Annotated in this window: 15 protein-coding genes; 1 reads left to right on the forward strand and 14 read right to left on the reverse strand. The window is 68.2% G+C overall.

Going from position 1 to position 14,599, the window contains the following annotated elements:
• Positions 1-118: 118 nt before the first annotated feature.
• The 9 genes from AC1KAT_RS08065 to AC1KAT_RS08105 all read right to left on the reverse strand — a co-directional run bounded on the left by AC1KAT_RS08065 (position 119) and on the right by AC1KAT_RS08105 (position 9,106).
• Entirely contained in the window at positions 119-808 is a 690-nt protein-coding gene (locus tag AC1KAT_RS08065; protein ID WP_480324604.1) for an AraC family transcriptional regulator, read from the reverse strand.
• 11 nt (positions 809-819) lie between these two features.
• On the reverse strand, positions 820-2,022 hold the full coding sequence (locus AC1KAT_RS08070; protein ID WP_480324606.1) for a DUF3570 domain-containing protein: 1,203 nt from the start codon (positions 2,020-2,022) through the stop codon (positions 820-822).
• On the reverse strand, positions 2,009-2,245 hold the full coding sequence (locus AC1KAT_RS08075) for a DUF4266 domain-containing protein (RefSeq protein ID WP_480324608.1): 237 nt from the start codon (positions 2,243-2,245) through the stop codon (positions 2,009-2,011). Before AC1KAT_RS08075 ends, AC1KAT_RS08070 begins: the two co-directional genes overlap by 14 nt.
• Positions 2,242-2,775, reverse strand: a complete 534-nt coding sequence (locus AC1KAT_RS08080; RefSeq protein WP_480324610.1) for a peroxiredoxin family protein — start codon at positions 2,773-2,775, stop codon at positions 2,242-2,244. The genes AC1KAT_RS08075 and AC1KAT_RS08080 overlap by 4 nt, the downstream gene beginning before the upstream one ends.
• 18 nt (positions 2,776-2,793) lie before the next feature.
• Positions 2,794-3,468: an outer membrane beta-barrel domain-containing protein gene (locus AC1KAT_RS08085; protein WP_480324612.1), complete on the reverse strand. Its 675-nt coding sequence runs from the start codon at positions 3,466-3,468 to the stop codon at positions 2,794-2,796.
• A gap of 25 nt (positions 3,469-3,493) precedes the next feature.
• Complete coding sequence (locus tag AC1KAT_RS08090) at positions 3,494-4,300, reverse strand: SH3 domain-containing protein (protein WP_480324614.1); 807 nt, start codon at positions 4,298-4,300, stop codon at positions 3,494-3,496.
• Positions 4,301-4,316: 16 nt separating this feature from the next.
• Complete coding sequence (locus AC1KAT_RS08095; RefSeq protein WP_480324616.1) at positions 4,317-5,012, reverse strand: hypothetical protein; 696 nt, start codon at positions 5,010-5,012, stop codon at positions 4,317-4,319.
• Positions 5,009-8,023 carry an HzsA-related protein gene (locus AC1KAT_RS08100; RefSeq protein ID WP_480324618.1) on the reverse strand — a complete coding sequence of 1,005 codons (3,015 nt, stop codon included), beginning with the start codon at positions 8,021-8,023 and terminating at the stop codon, positions 5,009-5,011. The genes AC1KAT_RS08095 and AC1KAT_RS08100 overlap by 4 nt, the downstream gene beginning before the upstream one ends.
• Positions 8,024-8,098: 75 nt before the next feature.
• On the reverse strand, positions 8,099-9,106 hold the full coding sequence (locus tag AC1KAT_RS08105) for an FAD:protein FMN transferase (protein ID WP_480324620.1): 1,008 nt from the start codon (positions 9,104-9,106) through the stop codon (positions 8,099-8,101).
• Between the two features lie 618 nt (positions 9,107-9,724).
• Here AC1KAT_RS08105 and AC1KAT_RS08110 point away from each other — a divergent pair.
• Positions 9,725-10,099 (forward strand): hypothetical protein, encoded by a 375-nt coding sequence (locus AC1KAT_RS08110; RefSeq protein ID WP_480324622.1) that lies wholly within the window; start codon positions 9,725-9,727, stop codon positions 10,097-10,099.
• Here the strand turns inward: AC1KAT_RS08110 and AC1KAT_RS08115 are convergent.
• The 5 genes from AC1KAT_RS08115 to AC1KAT_RS08135 form a co-directional block, all read right to left on the reverse strand.
• On the reverse strand, positions 10,096-10,614 hold the full coding sequence (locus AC1KAT_RS08115) for a methyltransferase domain-containing protein (protein WP_480324624.1): 519 nt from the start codon (positions 10,612-10,614) through the stop codon (positions 10,096-10,098). The genes AC1KAT_RS08110 and AC1KAT_RS08115 overlap by 4 nt on opposite strands.
• Positions 10,615-10,653: 39 nt before the next feature.
• On the reverse strand, positions 10,654-12,072 hold the full coding sequence (locus AC1KAT_RS08120; RefSeq protein WP_480324626.1) for a glycosyltransferase: 1,419 nt from the start codon (positions 12,070-12,072) through the stop codon (positions 10,654-10,656).
• A 36-nt stretch (positions 12,073-12,108) separates the two neighbouring features.
• Positions 12,109-13,215, reverse strand: coding sequence for a DegT/DnrJ/EryC1/StrS family aminotransferase (locus AC1KAT_RS08125; protein WP_480324628.1), 1,107 nt, complete (start codon positions 13,213-13,215; stop codon positions 12,109-12,111).
• A 19-nt stretch (positions 13,216-13,234) separates the two neighbouring features.
• Positions 13,235-13,651: a sugar 3,4-ketoisomerase gene (locus AC1KAT_RS08130; protein ID WP_480324630.1), complete on the reverse strand. Its 417-nt coding sequence runs from the start codon at positions 13,649-13,651 to the stop codon at positions 13,235-13,237.
• A gap of 196 nt (positions 13,652-13,847) precedes the next feature.
• The gene (locus AC1KAT_RS08135; RefSeq protein WP_480324632.1) at positions 13,848-14,336 is read right to left on the reverse strand and encodes a CYTH domain-containing protein; all 489 of its coding nucleotides are present in this window, start codon (positions 14,334-14,336) and stop codon (positions 13,848-13,850) included.
• Between the last annotated feature and the right edge of the window lie 263 nt (positions 14,337-14,599).

Genomic DNA, 14,599 nt, shown 5'->3' on the forward strand with positions numbered 1-14,599 from the left:
TTGCGTTCTTCGCGCCTTTGCGTTGAACCTGCCGGCCCAACAGACGAACCCGACCGCAGGCACGGCAGCACCGCCGGCAGGCCGACATAACCCAGCAGTTGCATGAAGCCGCCGTCGCTCACTGCCAAACCTTGACCTCGAACTCGGGCTGCAGCTTGCCGGTCGAGTCTTTGATCTGCAGTTCGATGTATTTCGGGTCGGTGCCCTTGTCGAACTTGATGGTCGCGCCGCGCTTGTAGTCGCGCTCGTGCGGGCCCTTGCCGGTGAAGAAGGCGACGACTTCGTGCGTGCCCGACTTCAGGTTGCCGAGGTAAAGGCGCTGCACGCCGCCGCGGTGCAGGGCTTCGACTTCGAGCGGTGTGTAGAGGTAGTTGGCCACCACCTTGTCGTCGAGCTTGATCTGCACCGAGTCGAGGCTGAAGAGCTTGCCCACGTCCATCGACACGAACACAGCCACCTGCGTGCTGGCCGGGAAGAGCAGCTCTTCTTCGAGCACCAGCAGGTCGCGGTTGAGGCGGATGACCTCGCTCTTGACGTCCTGGATGCGCGTGTCGAGCGCGGCGGCTGGGGCAGCCGCGCTGGCCGCCGCGTCGGGCGCCGAGGCCGCAGCAGGTGCCGCCGAAGCGGCGGCGGCGACCGGCACTGCGGTGGCAGCCGGTGCCGGTGCAGCGGCCAGGGCCGCCTGCGGTGCGGCGGCCACGGTGGCGCCCCGCACGGGTTCGTTCGCGACGACCCAGGCCGGCGCGGTGAGGGTCGCGAGCACGGCCAGCGTGGCCGCGCAACGTTGAAGGTAGGTGGAATGGGTCATGTGGGCGATCCTCAGAAAGTCGCCGTGAGGAAGAGCTGCAACACGTGGGCGTTGTGGCTGTACGGGCTGCCGCTGCGCACGTCGGTGAAGTCTTTGAAATTGAAGCGGACGAACTCGTAGGCGGCGCTCAGCTTGGCCTGGAAGGGGCCGACCGGCTGCGAGAGGCGGTAGGTCGCCTGCCCACCCAGGCCCAGCGTGTTGAAGGTGCTGAGTTGGCGGTTGCGCGAGATGTAGAGCGTCTGCTGCGTGGCGTCGTCGCTGTAGAAGAGCGCCTTGTTCTGGCTGTGGTGGCGCAGGTGGAAGTCGGCCAGCCACTGCTCGCCGAAGTAGCGGCTGTAGCCGACCTCGAAGGTGTGGGCCTTGATGTCCCAGTTGTCCCAGAAGTAGCGGTACTCGCCGTGCACGGCATGGCCCGTGGCCACCTCGCCCTTGGTCGAGAGCTTCACCGCCCGGCTGCTGCGGGTGCGCGGGTTGCGCTCGGGCACCGTGGTGCCGACCACGCGAGCCGCGCGGTACGGGCTGCCGAGAAAACCCTCGTCGGACACGGCCTCGTAGGCGCCGGTCAGCAACCAGCGCGGGGAAAGGATTTGCGTGACGCTCGTGCGCCAGCGCCAGTGGGTGGCGGTGTCGCGCCAGTTGGGTTCGCTCTTCTTGCGCACCTCGTCGGAGCCGCGCGTGAAACCGATGGCCACGGTGGTCATGCCGCCGAAGGTTTCTTGAGAAACGTCCATGCTGAAGGCCCGCGCCGTGTAGTCGGGCTCTTCGCTGTTCGAGACACCGAGCGTGACGATGGCGTCGCGGTGCGCGTAGTCCATGCTCAGGCCGTACTCGGTGCGCTTTTCCTTGAAGGGGCTGGCGGTGGTGACCACGTCGATCGAGGCGTTGCTCACCATGTCCACGTAGTACGAGCCCGAGAACGAGAACTTGTCGGCCACGCGCTTGCGCACGAGCAAGGCCGGGCCGGTGGCGCGCACGCCACCGCCGTCGTAGACGTGGAACATGGCGTCGGCACGGTCTTCGGGCAAATCGACCGCCTGCGCCGTGCCAGCCGCGAGCGTGCCGCCGAGGACACCCACCCAGCGCAGGCGCCCGCCTTGTACTCGCACGCCGGCCATGCGGCGACGCACGGCGCGCCACAGGGCGGCGAGGCGACGCCAGCCATCGCGCAGGGTGGCGATGTCACGCACGGTGTCGCGGCGATCAGTTGCAGCCACAGCCGCCTCCTTGCACGCCAGTGGCGCCACGTGCGCCTTCGCGCACGTCGCGCACGTGTTCGCGGTGCTTGGCCGCCAGCGGGTCGCGGTTGAGCTTCATCACGGGGTCGGCCAGACGCTCGCGCTCGTAGGGCTTGACCCAGGGTTCGGTGGCGCAACCGGCCAACAGCGCAAGGGTCGCCAGCGCGGCGGCGCAACGGGGCGCGGCTAAGAGCATCTTCATTCCTTCAGCAGCGCGCGGATCTGTTCGTCGTAGGTGTTCTCGTAACCCTCGCGGTAGCCACGGTGGATGTGGCGCACGCGGCCGTCGCGGTCCACCAGCACGGTCGCGGGCATCGAGTTGAGGTCGTAGAGGCGGCTGACGGCCTTGTCGCCGTCGTGCAGGATGGGGAACTTGAGCCCCATGCGCGTCACCAGGTCGCCCGCCTTGCGCGCGTCTTCGTCGATGTTGACGCCCAGCAGCACGAAGCCCGAGCTGCGGTACTTCTCGTACAGGCGGTTGAGGTGCGGCATCTCTTGCTTGCAGGGGCCGCACCACGTGGCCCAGAAGTTCACCAGCACGACGTTGCCGCGCAACTCTTTCAGGCGCGTGTTGCGACCTTCGAGGCTGCGCAGCGTGAAGTCGGGCGCAGGGGCCTGGGCCGAGACGGCGGCCACCGCGCCGAAGCTCTGTACCGCGAGGGCCACGGCGCTGAGCGTGCCGAGGGCACGCAGGGCGCGGCGACGTGAATCGAACGAGGGGGTGCGACGCATGGGGCGGTCTCCGTGCGGTCAGAAGAAGAAGCTGAGGCCGGCGCTCATCTCGATGTTCTGCGTGCGCTGGTTGCGCCCGAGCAGGTCGAGCGAAAAGATGTGGTCGCGCACGTCGACCTGGGCCGACACCCACCGGGCGAGCATCACGCGGTAGCCGAAGCCGAAGTTGAGGGTCTGCTTCTTCTGGTCGGCGAACTTGGTGCTTCCGGTGCCCATCACCAAGTACAGCGCCGACGCCTTGGCGTACTTGCGGCCGATGAAGCTCTCACCGGGCAGCACGTTCACGCCCAGCGAGATGTTGTAGTAGGTGAGCTTGTTCTGGTCACCCGGAAACAGCCCGCCCGGCGGCAGCAGCCCCGGGAAGGGCTCGTCATCGACCGTGGTCTGGCCGTAGGTGCCTTCGATGAAGAAGTCTTCGGTGATGTGGTAGCCCGCCCGCACGCCGCTGACGGCGCTGGTGCCGAAGTTCTGCGTCGCGTAGCTGCCCGCGAAGAGGCCGATCGAGAAGTCGTTCGAGGGAATGCGCACGGGCTTGATGTCGCGCCGATCGACCTGGGGCACGATGGGCTGCTGCGCGACCGAGCCGCTGTTGTTGGGCGCCTCGGGGGCCGTGGGCGTGGCCCCGCCCTGGGCGAATGCGCCACCCAAGGCAAGACCGAGGACGAGCGCAGCGGCGGTGTGGCGAAGTGGCATGGTGAAGGGGCCGTGAAGAAGCAGGTCAGAAGAAGAACGACACGCCCAGCGACACCGAGTGGAACTCGCGCGAGCTGGTGTCGGAAACGAAGGTGGTGTAGGTGGTGTAGTCGACCCGCGCGACGAAGCGCTCGCTGAGGTGGTAGCGCAGCCCCACCGAGGCATCGGCCAGCGTCGTGTTGACGGTGATGGCACTCACCAGGCTGGCGTTGGGCACGTTCTTGAAGCGGCCGAAGCCCACGGCGAAGAAGGGCGAGAGACGCTTGTCGGACCAGGGCTCGGCCATCAGGTTGGCGTGCCACAGGTCAGAGCCCGAGAAGGTGCCTTGCACCTGGCCGATGGTGAATTCGGCACTGAGTGCATCGCTGAAGCGGTAGCCCGTCCAGACCTTGAGCATGGGCTCGCCCTTGAAGCGGCCGAAGGCAGTGCCCATTTCGAGGCGGCGCTTGAGGTAGTCGTCGAGCAGCACGTCGCGGAAGGTCTTCTGCACGCCGCCCTCGGTGAGGGTGCGTTCGAGCTGCGCCCGGTGGGCCCAGCCCTCGCGCCCGTCGGCGGTGCGCAGCTTGAACCAGTCGGTGTGGCGCATGACGACTTCGATCCATTCGGCACGCTCGGCCACATGGAACACCGGAAAACCTCGGCCCGGGCCGGTGTGGATCTCGACGTAGGGGTCGGTGACCTGCAGCCGCTCGACGCGCGGCGCGGCATGGGCGACCTGCGGCAGCACGAGCGCAGCCCAGGCCAGCACCAGCACCACCGACATGAACAGAAGCGAGACAGTGCGCCGGCGATCGACGCGCGTGGGGGCCGCGCTGGAACGAGAACAGGTCATGGACACGGGCGGCTTCTCAGTTGGTCAGGCAAGTCGTGGGGCTCGCGACGCCGCCCGCGAACATCGAGCTCTCGAGGCTGCGGCTGAATTCGTCCTGCCCTTCGGGCATGGGGCGCTGCAGCCAGAAGCGGATCGTCCGCACATGGGGGTCGCTGTCGGTCTCGAAGATGACGCCCCCGCCGTGCAGCACGTTGTTGACCCGCGGCTTGTTCAGCAGCAGGCTTTGCGCCGGCGAGCCAATGACCACCACCGCCTGGGCCGACACGAAATTGCGGTAGATGGACCGACCGGCGCGCAGTGCGTCGATGTCGGCCTGCGGCAGCGGCGCGGTCCCCGCGGGGTAGGCCTGAGGTGTGGCCCCGGCTTCGAGCGTCAGTGCGCCGCCGGTGCTCACGCCGGCCGCGTGGCAACCCGAACTGCTGCAGGTGTTGTTGGAGGTGACCTGGTGCGTGACCGGGTCGCGCACGGGCAGCAGCAGGTCGAAGATCGGGTTGACGCAGTACTGGAAGTAGAGGAACGACAGCCGACGCCCCCCGGTGCTGCTGGGGTTGTCGATGGTGTCGGCGTTGTCGAGTGGGTTGCCGCCCCCGCCGCAGCCTGACAGGCCGGCGAGGGAGCAGACCACCGCCACCGCGGCGAGCCGGAAGGAACGCAGGGTCGTCGAGAGGAAAGCGGAAGGCGTGGCGGCTCGGCTCGCGGTGGTCTTCGTCATGGGTTGCAGGCGCTGCTGATCCAGTTCGCGATGGCGGTGTAGCCCGCCCCGGTGAGCGGCGGGGTCGTCTGACCCGTGGCGCCCGCCGGGTGCGGCGCGGTGCCGGCACGCGAGATGAGGTAGTTGCTGCTGAGGTTGCACACGTCGGTGATCATCGACAGCGTGGCACCGTAGTCGCCTTCCGGGCTGCCGGTCAGCACATAGCGGTTGCCTCGGAAGCTGGTGCCTGCGCCCGGCGTCGGGGCGACGCGGCCGGCCTGGTGGCAGCCGTCCATGCAGTTGGTGGCCAGCACCGGCATGACCTGGGTGCGGAACGTGGTCTCGCTCAGCGCGGGCAGCATGCGCACCCCGGTCGAGTCGAACGGGTTGTTGTAGTACTGCCCGCCCAAGTCCATCCACTCCACCAGCAGGCGCTTCTCGGCGCGGTTGAGCATGGTCGAGTGGTCAGGTGCCGTGCCGGGGGGGTTGGGATGCGCGGTGCGCGCGGCGTTGCCGGCCAGCAGCGTCTGCCCAAAGAGGATCTCGGTCAGGCGGCTCTTGCGGGCGATGCCGGCGGTGTTCATCGCGCCGGAGCTGTTGTCCACCAGCGGAATGCCCCGCTCGACCATCGGCACGCCATCGCGCAGGCGGATCACCGGCTGGCCGTTGGTGTCGAGCAGCGGGTCACCGAGCATCAGTTCGTCGTACGAGGTCATGCGACCCGAGCCGCCGACGCTGCCGCGCAGGTCGAGGCGTTGTGCGTCGTTGTGGCAGGTGGTACAGGTGTTGGCGCCGCGGTCGCGGTTCCAGATCGGCTGGATGTTCGTCGGGTAGTTGACGATGCCGTTGACCGGTGCCGGCACGCCGGCCGGCAGGTCGTCCGCCGGATCGGCGTTGCCGGTGTACCGGATCTCGATGCTGCGGCGCGCGGTCACACCGGTCTGCGTGGTGTCGGCCCACACGTCGGTGTAGCGCATGTCGGTGCTGGTCTGCAGCTGGGTGGGGTTCAGCCGGGTGCGCAGCGCGGCCAGGGTTTCGCCCGACAGGTGCTGGCTGCGCAGTTCGCTGCGAATGCCGGTCGAGAGCGTGTTGGCCACGTCACCCGAATTCAGCGCGGCGCCGCGGCGCGGGCTGTGGCAGCCGTCGCAGGTGCGGCGCTCGCCCGGGCGCACTTGAATCCAGTTGGTGTGGGTCTGGTAGGCACGGCCCTCGGCGTCGATCACCTGGAAGCCGATCGGCACGTCGGCCGGCACGCGCAGCTTGAACGAACCGTCCGGCTCGATCGGCGCGTAGCCGAGGATCTGCTGCTGCTCGAACTCGGTCTCACCGATGGCCGAGCGCATGCCGGTCATGCCGGCCGGCGGCGAAATGCCACGCACCGCGCGCACGAACCAGGCCGGGCCGCAGCGGTAGGCGGGGTTGGTCGGGTCTTTGAGGCGGCGGATGTCGGGCACCGAGCTGCGCGTTTCTTCAGCCAGCGCGGGCGGCGTGGTCTGTGCGATCGCGGTGCTGCAACCGGCTTCGAGGTCGGTCGCGGCAAGCATTTGAGCGGCCATGCGGTTCAGGCCGTCGGTGTCGTACACGCTGCGCACTTCGATCAGGCCCATCGGCGGGGTCATGGCGGCCAGCGCCGAGTCGCGCGGGCTGGGCTCGGTGACCTGCGGTTCGGGGCGTGCTTGCAGCGCGATGGGGTCGGTGTACATGTAGCCGGTCGGCGGCAGGGCCACCGGCAGCCAGGTCTGGGCGCCCGGGTCGAACATGTAGATGCCGTAGCGGGCAGGTGCGTTGTCTTGCACGGCTTGTGCGCGACGCGCCTCACGCGTCATGTCGCCAGCCGCTTCGAGCTGGGCGCGCTCGGCCGTCGTCAGCCCAGAGCAGGGCACGACCTCGCCATTGCGCGTGACTTCACAGGGGCGCCAGGCCACCAGCACGCGGTTGGTGCCGTCCCACAGCGGGTACGGCGTCGTCGCCCGGCCGAACGGCGAGAAGCCGCGTCCGTCTTCGAGTTGCTTGGCCGGGTCGGCCACGGCCTGGGTTTGCCCGCCCTGGGTGGGCACGCTGCGGTTGGCCGGGGTGTTTTGCTCGGAGTAGTTGGCCGCGTCGATGATCATCAGCGCGCCGCCCTCTTGCGTGCCCGACAGGGGCATCAGCGACGAGACGAGCTTGCCGTTGTAGGCGCCACGCGGGTCCATGTCGCGCGGGTGCAGGAAGCTGTTGCCGCCGCTCTGCGCGCCATAGAACACGAACATGTTCGCGCCGTCGGGCTTGGCGGTGAAGACGGCGAAGCGGTTGCGGTCGGCCACGTGCTCCCAGCGCGAGAACATGATGGTGCCGTCGGGGCGCACGACAGGGTTGCGGTCGTGGCTCTGGTTGAAGGTGATCTGCTCGATGTCGCCGCCGTTGGCGTTCATCGTGTGCAGGTTGAGCACGGCCTCGCGCTCGTACTCGTCAAGGCCCTTGTAGTCGCGGCCGAAGGGGTTGTTCAGGCGCGAAACCGTCTGGCGGTTCGAGGCGAACACGAAGCCGCGGCCGTCGGGCAGGTAGTACGGGTCGACGTCGTCGTCGGTCGTCGAGCTGGTCACGCGACGCAACGTGCCCGTGCTGGGGCTGCGCCCGGTCATGTCGTATTCCCAGATGTTCCAGCGGCCCGTGCACAGCGCCTGGCCGATGGCGGCGTTGTTGGCCGTGGGGCAGCGCAGCGCGAACACGATCTTGCGACCGTCGTACGAGGCCTCGGGGTCGGACACGTCGCCCGTGCCGCGCGTGATGTGCGCCGTCACGTTGTGTTCGGTGGCGCTGGCCGAGGAGCGCTCGCGCACCATCAGGTCGCCTCCGGCCGCCGTGGGCGTGCCATCGGTGGGGTTCATATCGAGCTCGACCGAGCGCTTGGCGTAGGCCACGGCGACGTCGCCGTTGATCGTGACGGACTCGTCGGCGCTGGTGGTGGTGGAGTCGCCACCGCCGTCACCGCAGGCGACAAGCACGAAGCCCAAGGCCAGTGCCAGGGCAGTTCTGAGAATCGGGTTGTTCATTTTTTCCTCCTGCATAACTTGTGAACCATCGAGCGAGGTGGTCGGGTCTTTCTAGTGTTCTGGTCTGTGTTGGTTTCAGTGCGCGGGCTGGCCGTCGCCGCCGGGCAACAAGCCGGCTGAAAAGTGCAAGCGGCCCTGGTCGTCGATGACGACCGCGTCGGCCCCGGGCTGCGATTCGACGAGCCGCAGCCCGTCGCGCACCCCCATCACGAAAACGCATTTCGACAGGGCTTCGCTGGTGAGGCCGTCGTCGGCCAGCACGGTGACGCCGCGCACATGCAGCGGCGACTTGCCCGTCTTCGGGTCGATCAGGTGGTGGCAGCGCACGCCGTCGCGCTCGAAGAATCGCTCGTAGTCGCCCGAGGTCGAGATCGCCACGTCGGCCAGCGGCAGCACGGCGACCATCTCGCCTTCGCGGCGCGGGTCGCGCACACCGATCATCCAGGGCCGCCCGCGGCGGTCGCCGAGCACGCGGCTGTCGCCGCCGGCCGTGACGACCGCGTGGCGAATGCCGCGCGCCGCGAGGATGGCCGCGGCGTTGTCCACCGCATGGCCCTTGGCAAAACCGCCCAGGTCGATGCGCACGCCTTCGCGGGCGAAGCGCAAGGTGCCGGCGCTGGCGTCGAGCTGCAGGTGGCGCCAGCCGATGGCCGCACGCGCCTGGGCAAGGGCCTCGTCGCTGGGGCCCGTGCCGGCACGGTAGTCGTAGAGGTGGCCGGCGCTGGCGTAGGTGATGTCGAAGGCCCCCGCCGACAGCTCAGAGAAGTGCAGCGCGCGCTGCAGCAGGCGCGTCATCTCTTCGCTCAGCGGCACCGCGTGCTGCGCGGCCTCGCGGTTGATGCGCGAAAGCTCGGAGTCAGCCTTGTGCGGGCTCATCGCGCGGTCGATGCGGTGCATCTCGGCGATCACCGCCGCCATGGCCGCCTGGGCTGCGGCGGCGCCGTCGCACCACAGCTCGACCTTGATGGCCGTGCCCATGATGGCTTCTTCGCGGGTGTACCAACCGCCCGATGCGCGCACTCCGGCCGACCCGTGCACGGGTGCAGCAGAACGCTGACGGAAGTCGGAGGTACCGCTCAACATGAATCCCTCGCTCGTGCTCGCGGCCGGGGCGGCGCATCGGCACAGTCCTTGATCGACGTCGATCCCGGTCCTCGGGGTGAACGGGCTTCAGGCAAGAGGGACCTGGCCGTTCCGGGTGGGCTTGAACGTGGCGCGATTATTCGAGCGGGGTGTTGCAGGCTTCGTCGCCATGCGTAACCGATTGAACGTGCGCAACAGAAAAGGCGCGCCGCCGATGCCAGCGCCGCGCCTTCGGGTGAGCCCTCGCCCGCCCCTCGAAATGCGGGGGGCTTGAAGGCGTCAGCCGTGACAAATCCCGCAGGCTCGCGGACTATGGGGCGCGCTAGGTCGGATCATTTGGGAAAAATCTCCCACGAATGTGCCGCCATCGTTCAATCAATTAGAAGCCGCTTGTCACCATTTGCGCGCTCTGCCACGCTGACCAGCGTCGCTTGAAGACAACCCGATGATCCGAACCCCAACGCCTCGAATCGCCGCGCTGCTCTCGACTTGCTTGGCCGGTGTTTCGGCCGCCTGCGCCACCGAGCCTGCACCGCCGTACGCGGGCGCGTGGCGCGGCACCGTGGGCACGCTGACCGCAGGCAGAGCAAGTCCGCGTCGTTCGAAGGCCGGCCGTACGTGGAGGTCCTGCAGGGCGGTTCGACCGGCTTCGAGCTGACCGAAGGCTCACCGCAAGCGGCGACCGGCCAGCGCACGGATGTTCGCCGCTGGTTCAGGCAGAAGGCGGACGCGTCGGGCATCAAAAGCGACGCCCCGCGCCTGATGGCGCTGCTTCACAAGGCCGAAGCGGCGCAGAAGGCCCACGAGGCTTGCGAAGGGGGCCGCTTCGCCCACCCCTACCCCTCACGGCGCGGCATGGCGCTCTGGTTGACCCACGGCCACGCAGGCCGGGCCCGCGACGCCGAGGTGGTCTTGCCCTACGAAAAGGTGATGCCCTTCCTCACGCGCAGCGGCCGCGAAGCCGTGCGTTCACTGACGACGCAGACGCGTTAGGCCGCAGGGGCAACAGGCGCCACCGGCACCGCCACCTTGCGCATCACCGCGAAGATGTGCGGGCCGCGCCACTCGTGCACCTGCATCTGGAAGGCGCCCTTGAAGCCGTAGATCGACGCCCAGCGGTTGGTGTCGTCGAAGTACAGCGGGAAGGTCTCGTCGGTGATGAAGTTGACGTGCGTGGGGTCGCGGAAGGTCACGGCGTGCGGGTAGGCCGGCGTCGACGACAGGAACAGGCCACCCGGCTTCAGCACCCTGTACACCTCGTTCATCAGCTCGATGAAGGCGTTGCGACGCTTGGGTGCGTAGACGAGTCGCGGGATGTGCTCGATGAAGTCGAACGCGGTGACGAAGTCGAAGCCCTCGTCTTCGAACGGGATCGGCTCGACCACCAGGTCGGCCCCGCGCACGAAGCCTTCGACATCGTCGCGCACGTCCACGCCGTACAGCTCGTCGGCATTGAAGGGGTTCTTGGGGCGGCTGCCGCAGCCGAGGTCGAGGGTCTTGGTGGCCATGCGCGTCTCCTTGCGTGTGTGGTTTTCTGGGTGATGGGTTCAGGCGGCCGCGGCCAGCACCTCGGGCATCAGCCCGGTCGTGGCGAGGCACCCGCGGGCGCGCGCCATGCGCTGTTCAGCCTGCTCGATGTGCTCGGCCGGCCACTCGCCCCGCTTCGAGTCGAGAAAGGGCTTCAGGCCGGCGAGCATGCGCAGGCCCTTCAACGCTTCGGCCTCGTAGACCTCGCGCGCGAAGCCGTGCTCTTTCAGCAGCTCGTACAGCCGGTAGAAGGTGTACGGCAGGTCGAAGGTCTTGTAGGTGACGGTCTTGGTGATCGCCGCGGCGTTGTCTTGCCGGTACAAGAACTGGCCTTCGCTGAACGCCACCTGCGCGCAGTTGAGGTACAGCACGCGGCCGGTGTATTCGTCGGCGTTCACCGCGAAGTCGTGAAACTTCACCCGGCGGATCAGCTCGGCGCGCCACAGCGCATTGCCGGGGATGGACCAGTCGAGCGACAGCTGCGCCGCCTCACGCCCGGTGATGACCGGGCGGCGGTCGCCATGCACGCCGACGATGGCGCGGTTTTTCGCGGGCTCATGCTCGTGAAAGAAGATCAGGTCGGGCACCACCGCGTCGGCCCCGGTCTCGACGGCGCGGGCGTGCATCTTGGCCAGCCAGTCGGTCGAGAAGAGGTCGTCTTGCGACGAGTAGACGAAGTAGTCGCCGCGCATGTGCTCCATCGCCCAGTTCAGCACGCGGGGCACGGCGCCCAGGTTCTGCGGGGTCTTGAAGACGCGCACGCGGGCGTCGCGTGCGGCGTACTGCTGCAGCACGGCGTGGCTGCCGTCGCTCGAACCATCGTCGATGCAGATCAGCTCGAAGTCTTGAAAGCTCTGCGCGAGCACCGCGTCGAGCGTGCGCGGCAGGTAGGCCCCGCCGTTGTAGACCGGAATGAACACGCTGATCTTGGGCGCACCGACCGGCGCGGCCACGACCGGCAGCTTCTGCAGCATCACCAGCAGTTGCTCGCCGCGCAGCTCTTGGCGGCCCAGCGCGAACTGCCCCGCGAAGCCATAGATCGAGGCCCAGTGGTTGGGCGCCGCGAAGTACAGCGGAAAGGTCTCTTCGGTGATCACGTTGACCTGCAACGGGTCGCGCATGGCGAGCGCGTGCGGGTACAGCGGCGTGGCCGACAGGAAGGTGCCACCCGGCTTCAGCACGCGCGCCACCTCGTTCATCAGCTCGATGAACGCGTTGCGGCGCTCGGGCGCGTAGACGAGCTGCGGCACGAACTGCAGGAAGCTGTACGCCGTGACGCTGTCGAACGACGCGTCGGCGAAGGGGATCGGCTCGACCACGAGGTCGGCCTCAATGACATTGGGCCGGCCGGCGGCATGCAGCGAAATGCCCACCACCTCGTCGGCATTGAACGGGTTGTGCAGCGCGCCGCCGCAACTCAGGTCGAGACTTCTGGTCATGCGGCGGCCCCGTTCAGGGTGTCAGGAAGAAGAGGTTCAAGCCGCCCGGACGGCATCGAAGGCTTCGATGACGGCGCCGGCGACGGTGCGCACTTCCATGCGCGTCATGCAAGGCGACATCGGCAGGCTCAGCACCTCGGACTGCAGGCGTTCGGCCACCGGCAAGGCAGGCCACGACTGGTTCGCATAGGCCTTCTGGCGGTGGCAGGCGATGGGGTAGTGAACCATGCTGCCGATCGCGCGCTTGCCGAGGTGGGCCTGCAGCTCTTCACGGCGCGTGCTGCGCACGACGAAGAGGTGCCAGGCCGACTCGACCCCCGGCAGCACCACGGGCGAGACCACCTGCGCGCTCTTGAGCGCGGCGAGGTATTCGTCGGCCAGCATGCGGCGGTGGGCGTTTTCTTGGTCGAGGTGCGGCAGCTTGGCGCGCAGCACGGCGGCCTGCATCTCGTCGAGCCGCGAGTTCGTGCCGGCCACGTCGTGGCGGTACTTCACGCTGCTGCCGTAGTTGCGCAGCTTGCGCAGCGTGGCGGCGAGTTCGGGGTCGCGGGTGACGATGGCGCCGCCATCGCCCAGGCAGCCCAGGTTCTTGCCCGGGTAGAAGCTGAAGCCGGCCGCGTCGCCCAGCGACCCGGCGCGCTTGCCCTTGTAGCGCGCGCCATGCGCCTGCGCGGCGTCTTCGATGACCTTCAGGCCGTGCTGGCGCGCCAGCGCAAGGATCGGGTCCATGTCGGCCGGCTGGCCGTACAGGTGCACCGGCATGATGGCCCGGGTGCGCGGCGTGATGGCCGCAGCGATGCGCGCGGGGTCGATGTTGTGGGTCAGCTCGTCCGGGTCCACCGGCACGGGCGTGGCCCCGGCCTGGCTGACCGCCAGCCAGGTGGCGATGAAGGTGTTCGACGGCACGATGACCTCGTCACCCGGGCCGATGCCATAGCCACGCAGGATAAGGTGCAGCGCGTCGAGCCCGTTGGCCACGCCGATGCAGTGCTCGACCTCGCAGAAGGCGGCGAACTCTTGCTCGAAGGCCTCGGTCTCTTGGCCGAGCACGTACCAACCGGAGTCGATGACGCGCTGGATGGCCTCGCGGATGGCCTGCTCGTGCGGGGCATTGACCCGCTTCAGATTCAGAAAGTCGATCATGGCGGCGGGGGATGGGCGGTCAGGCGCTCTTGCACCAGCGGGCGTGCATGAAGTCGGCGTAGTCGCGGTAGTAATCGGCTTCGTCGTAGCGGTGCGACGCGAGCACCATGCACACCGAGCCGGAAGAGAAGTTGTCCAACTCGCGCCAGATCATCGGGCAGATGTACAGGCCGTTGTACGAACGCGAGAGGTGCACGCGCTTCTTGTCCTTGCCATCGTCGAGCACCACGTCGAAGCTGCCCGACATGGCGATGATGAACTGGTGAAGCTCCTTGTGCGCATGGCCGCCCCGGTCCGAGCCGCCGGGCACGTCGTACAGGTAATAGACGCGTGCGATGTCGAACGGAACGTGGACATGGCCTTCGACGAAGGTCAGGTTGCCGCGAGGATCATGGATCTTCGGCAGTTCGAACATCTGGCATTTGTCGAGCGACATGGGGGCTCCGGGGAGTGCCTGGGCAGTATTCCCGGAGTGGCCGCTCACCAAAGCGGTGAGGAACGGGGGGAAAGCGGGGGTATTTCGCCCGCAGATCGGCCCATGGCCCGGGCGGCGGGGCGGAATCTCGCCCCTCGACGCCCCCCTGCCCCGCCCCGCGCGGCCGCCATCGACGGTCGGCACACGCCGAGCGGGCTCAGCGCGGCGCGGCCGCCGCCCAGTCGCGGTACGGCCGCTCGGCCAGGCTCGAATTGAAGTAGCGCGCGTCGTGCGTGACTTCGGCCCCCAGCCACGGCGGCGGCGTGAAGCGCTCGGCCTCGTCGCCGAGTTCGATCTCGGCCACCACGAGCCCGGCGTTGTCGCCGAGAAACTCGTCCACCTCCCAGCGGTGGCCTTCGTGCGTCACCAGGAAGCGCGTCTTCTCGACCACCGGCCCCTCGCACAGCGCCAGCAGCGGCGCGGCATCGGCCAGCGGAATCTCGTACTCGAACTCGGCACGCGTCGCCCCGGTCGAGAGGCCCTTGATGGTGAGAAACGCCCGCTCGCCCGCGATGCGCACGCGCACCGTGCGGTGCTTGTCGCGGTTGAGGTAACCCTGGCTCAGGCGCTGCCCTTGCGGCGGTTGAGCCGCCTGCCGCCAGCGCGCGTCAAGCACGAGGAATTTGCGTTCGATTTCGATGCCCATGGCCAGGGACGCGGGCGCGCAGAGTGAAGGGCCCTCGATTTTCACGGGTGCCCCCATCGAACGAGCGCAGCGAAGTTCAAAGCGTGAGCCCAACTTGGGGGCAAGGGGCAAAGCCCCATCCGCGTTCAACAAAGCGCGAAGCGCCTGACCGAGCTTTGCTCTTGAGCCCCGTAGAGGCGTCGAGAAGCGCAGGGCTTGAGGGCGGCGCGCGTGAGCGCGCTTCCACCTCTGACTTCGCCGACTGTTCGACTCGCAGTGACCGA

The sequence above is a fragment of the Piscinibacter sp. PDB5-1 genome (assembly GCF_056676035.1).

Excerpts from the sequence above, each read along its gene's own strand:
- AC1KAT_RS08065 (WP_480324604.1), bottom strand. The coding sequence starts at position 808 with ATGACCCATTCCACCTACCTTCAACGTTGCGCGGCCACGCTGGCCGTG.
- AC1KAT_RS08075 (WP_480324608.1), bottom strand. The coding sequence starts at position 2,245 with ATGAAGATGCTCTTAGCCGCGCCCCGTTGCGCCGCCGCGCTGGCGACC.
- AC1KAT_RS08080 (WP_480324610.1), bottom strand. The coding sequence starts at position 2,775 with ATGCGTCGCACCCCCTCGTTCGATTCACGTCGCCGCGCCCTGCGTGCC.
- AC1KAT_RS08085 (WP_480324612.1), bottom strand. The coding sequence starts at position 3,468 with ATGCCACTTCGCCACACCGCCGCTGCGCTCGTCCTCGGTCTTGCCTTG.
- AC1KAT_RS08090 (WP_480324614.1), bottom strand. The coding sequence starts at position 4,300 with ATGACCTGTTCTCGTTCCAGCGCGGCCCCCACGCGCGTCGATCGCCGG.
- AC1KAT_RS08095 (WP_480324616.1), bottom strand. The coding sequence starts at position 5,012 with ATGACGAAGACCACCGCGAGCCGAGCCGCCACGCCTTCCGCTTTCCTC.
- AC1KAT_RS08100 (WP_480324618.1), bottom strand. The coding sequence starts at position 8,023 with ATGAACAACCCGATTCTCAGAACTGCCCTGGCACTGGCCTTGGGCTTC.
- AC1KAT_RS08105 (WP_480324620.1), bottom strand. The coding sequence starts at position 9,106 with ATGTTGAGCGGTACCTCCGACTTCCGTCAGCGTTCTGCTGCACCCGTG.
- AC1KAT_RS08115 (WP_480324624.1), bottom strand. The coding sequence starts at position 10,614 with ATGGCCACCAAGACCCTCGACCTCGGCTGCGGCAGCCGCCCCAAGAAC.
- AC1KAT_RS08120 (WP_480324626.1), bottom strand. The coding sequence starts at position 12,072 with ATGACCAGAAGTCTCGACCTGAGTTGCGGCGGCGCGCTGCACAACCCG.
- AC1KAT_RS08125 (WP_480324628.1), bottom strand. The coding sequence starts at position 13,215 with ATGATCGACTTTCTGAATCTGAAGCGGGTCAATGCCCCGCACGAGCAG.
- AC1KAT_RS08130 (WP_480324630.1), bottom strand. The coding sequence starts at position 13,651 with ATGTCGCTCGACAAATGCCAGATGTTCGAACTGCCGAAGATCCATGAT.
- AC1KAT_RS08135 (WP_480324632.1), bottom strand. The coding sequence starts at position 14,336 with ATGGGCATCGAAATCGAACGCAAATTCCTCGTGCTTGACGCGCGCTGG.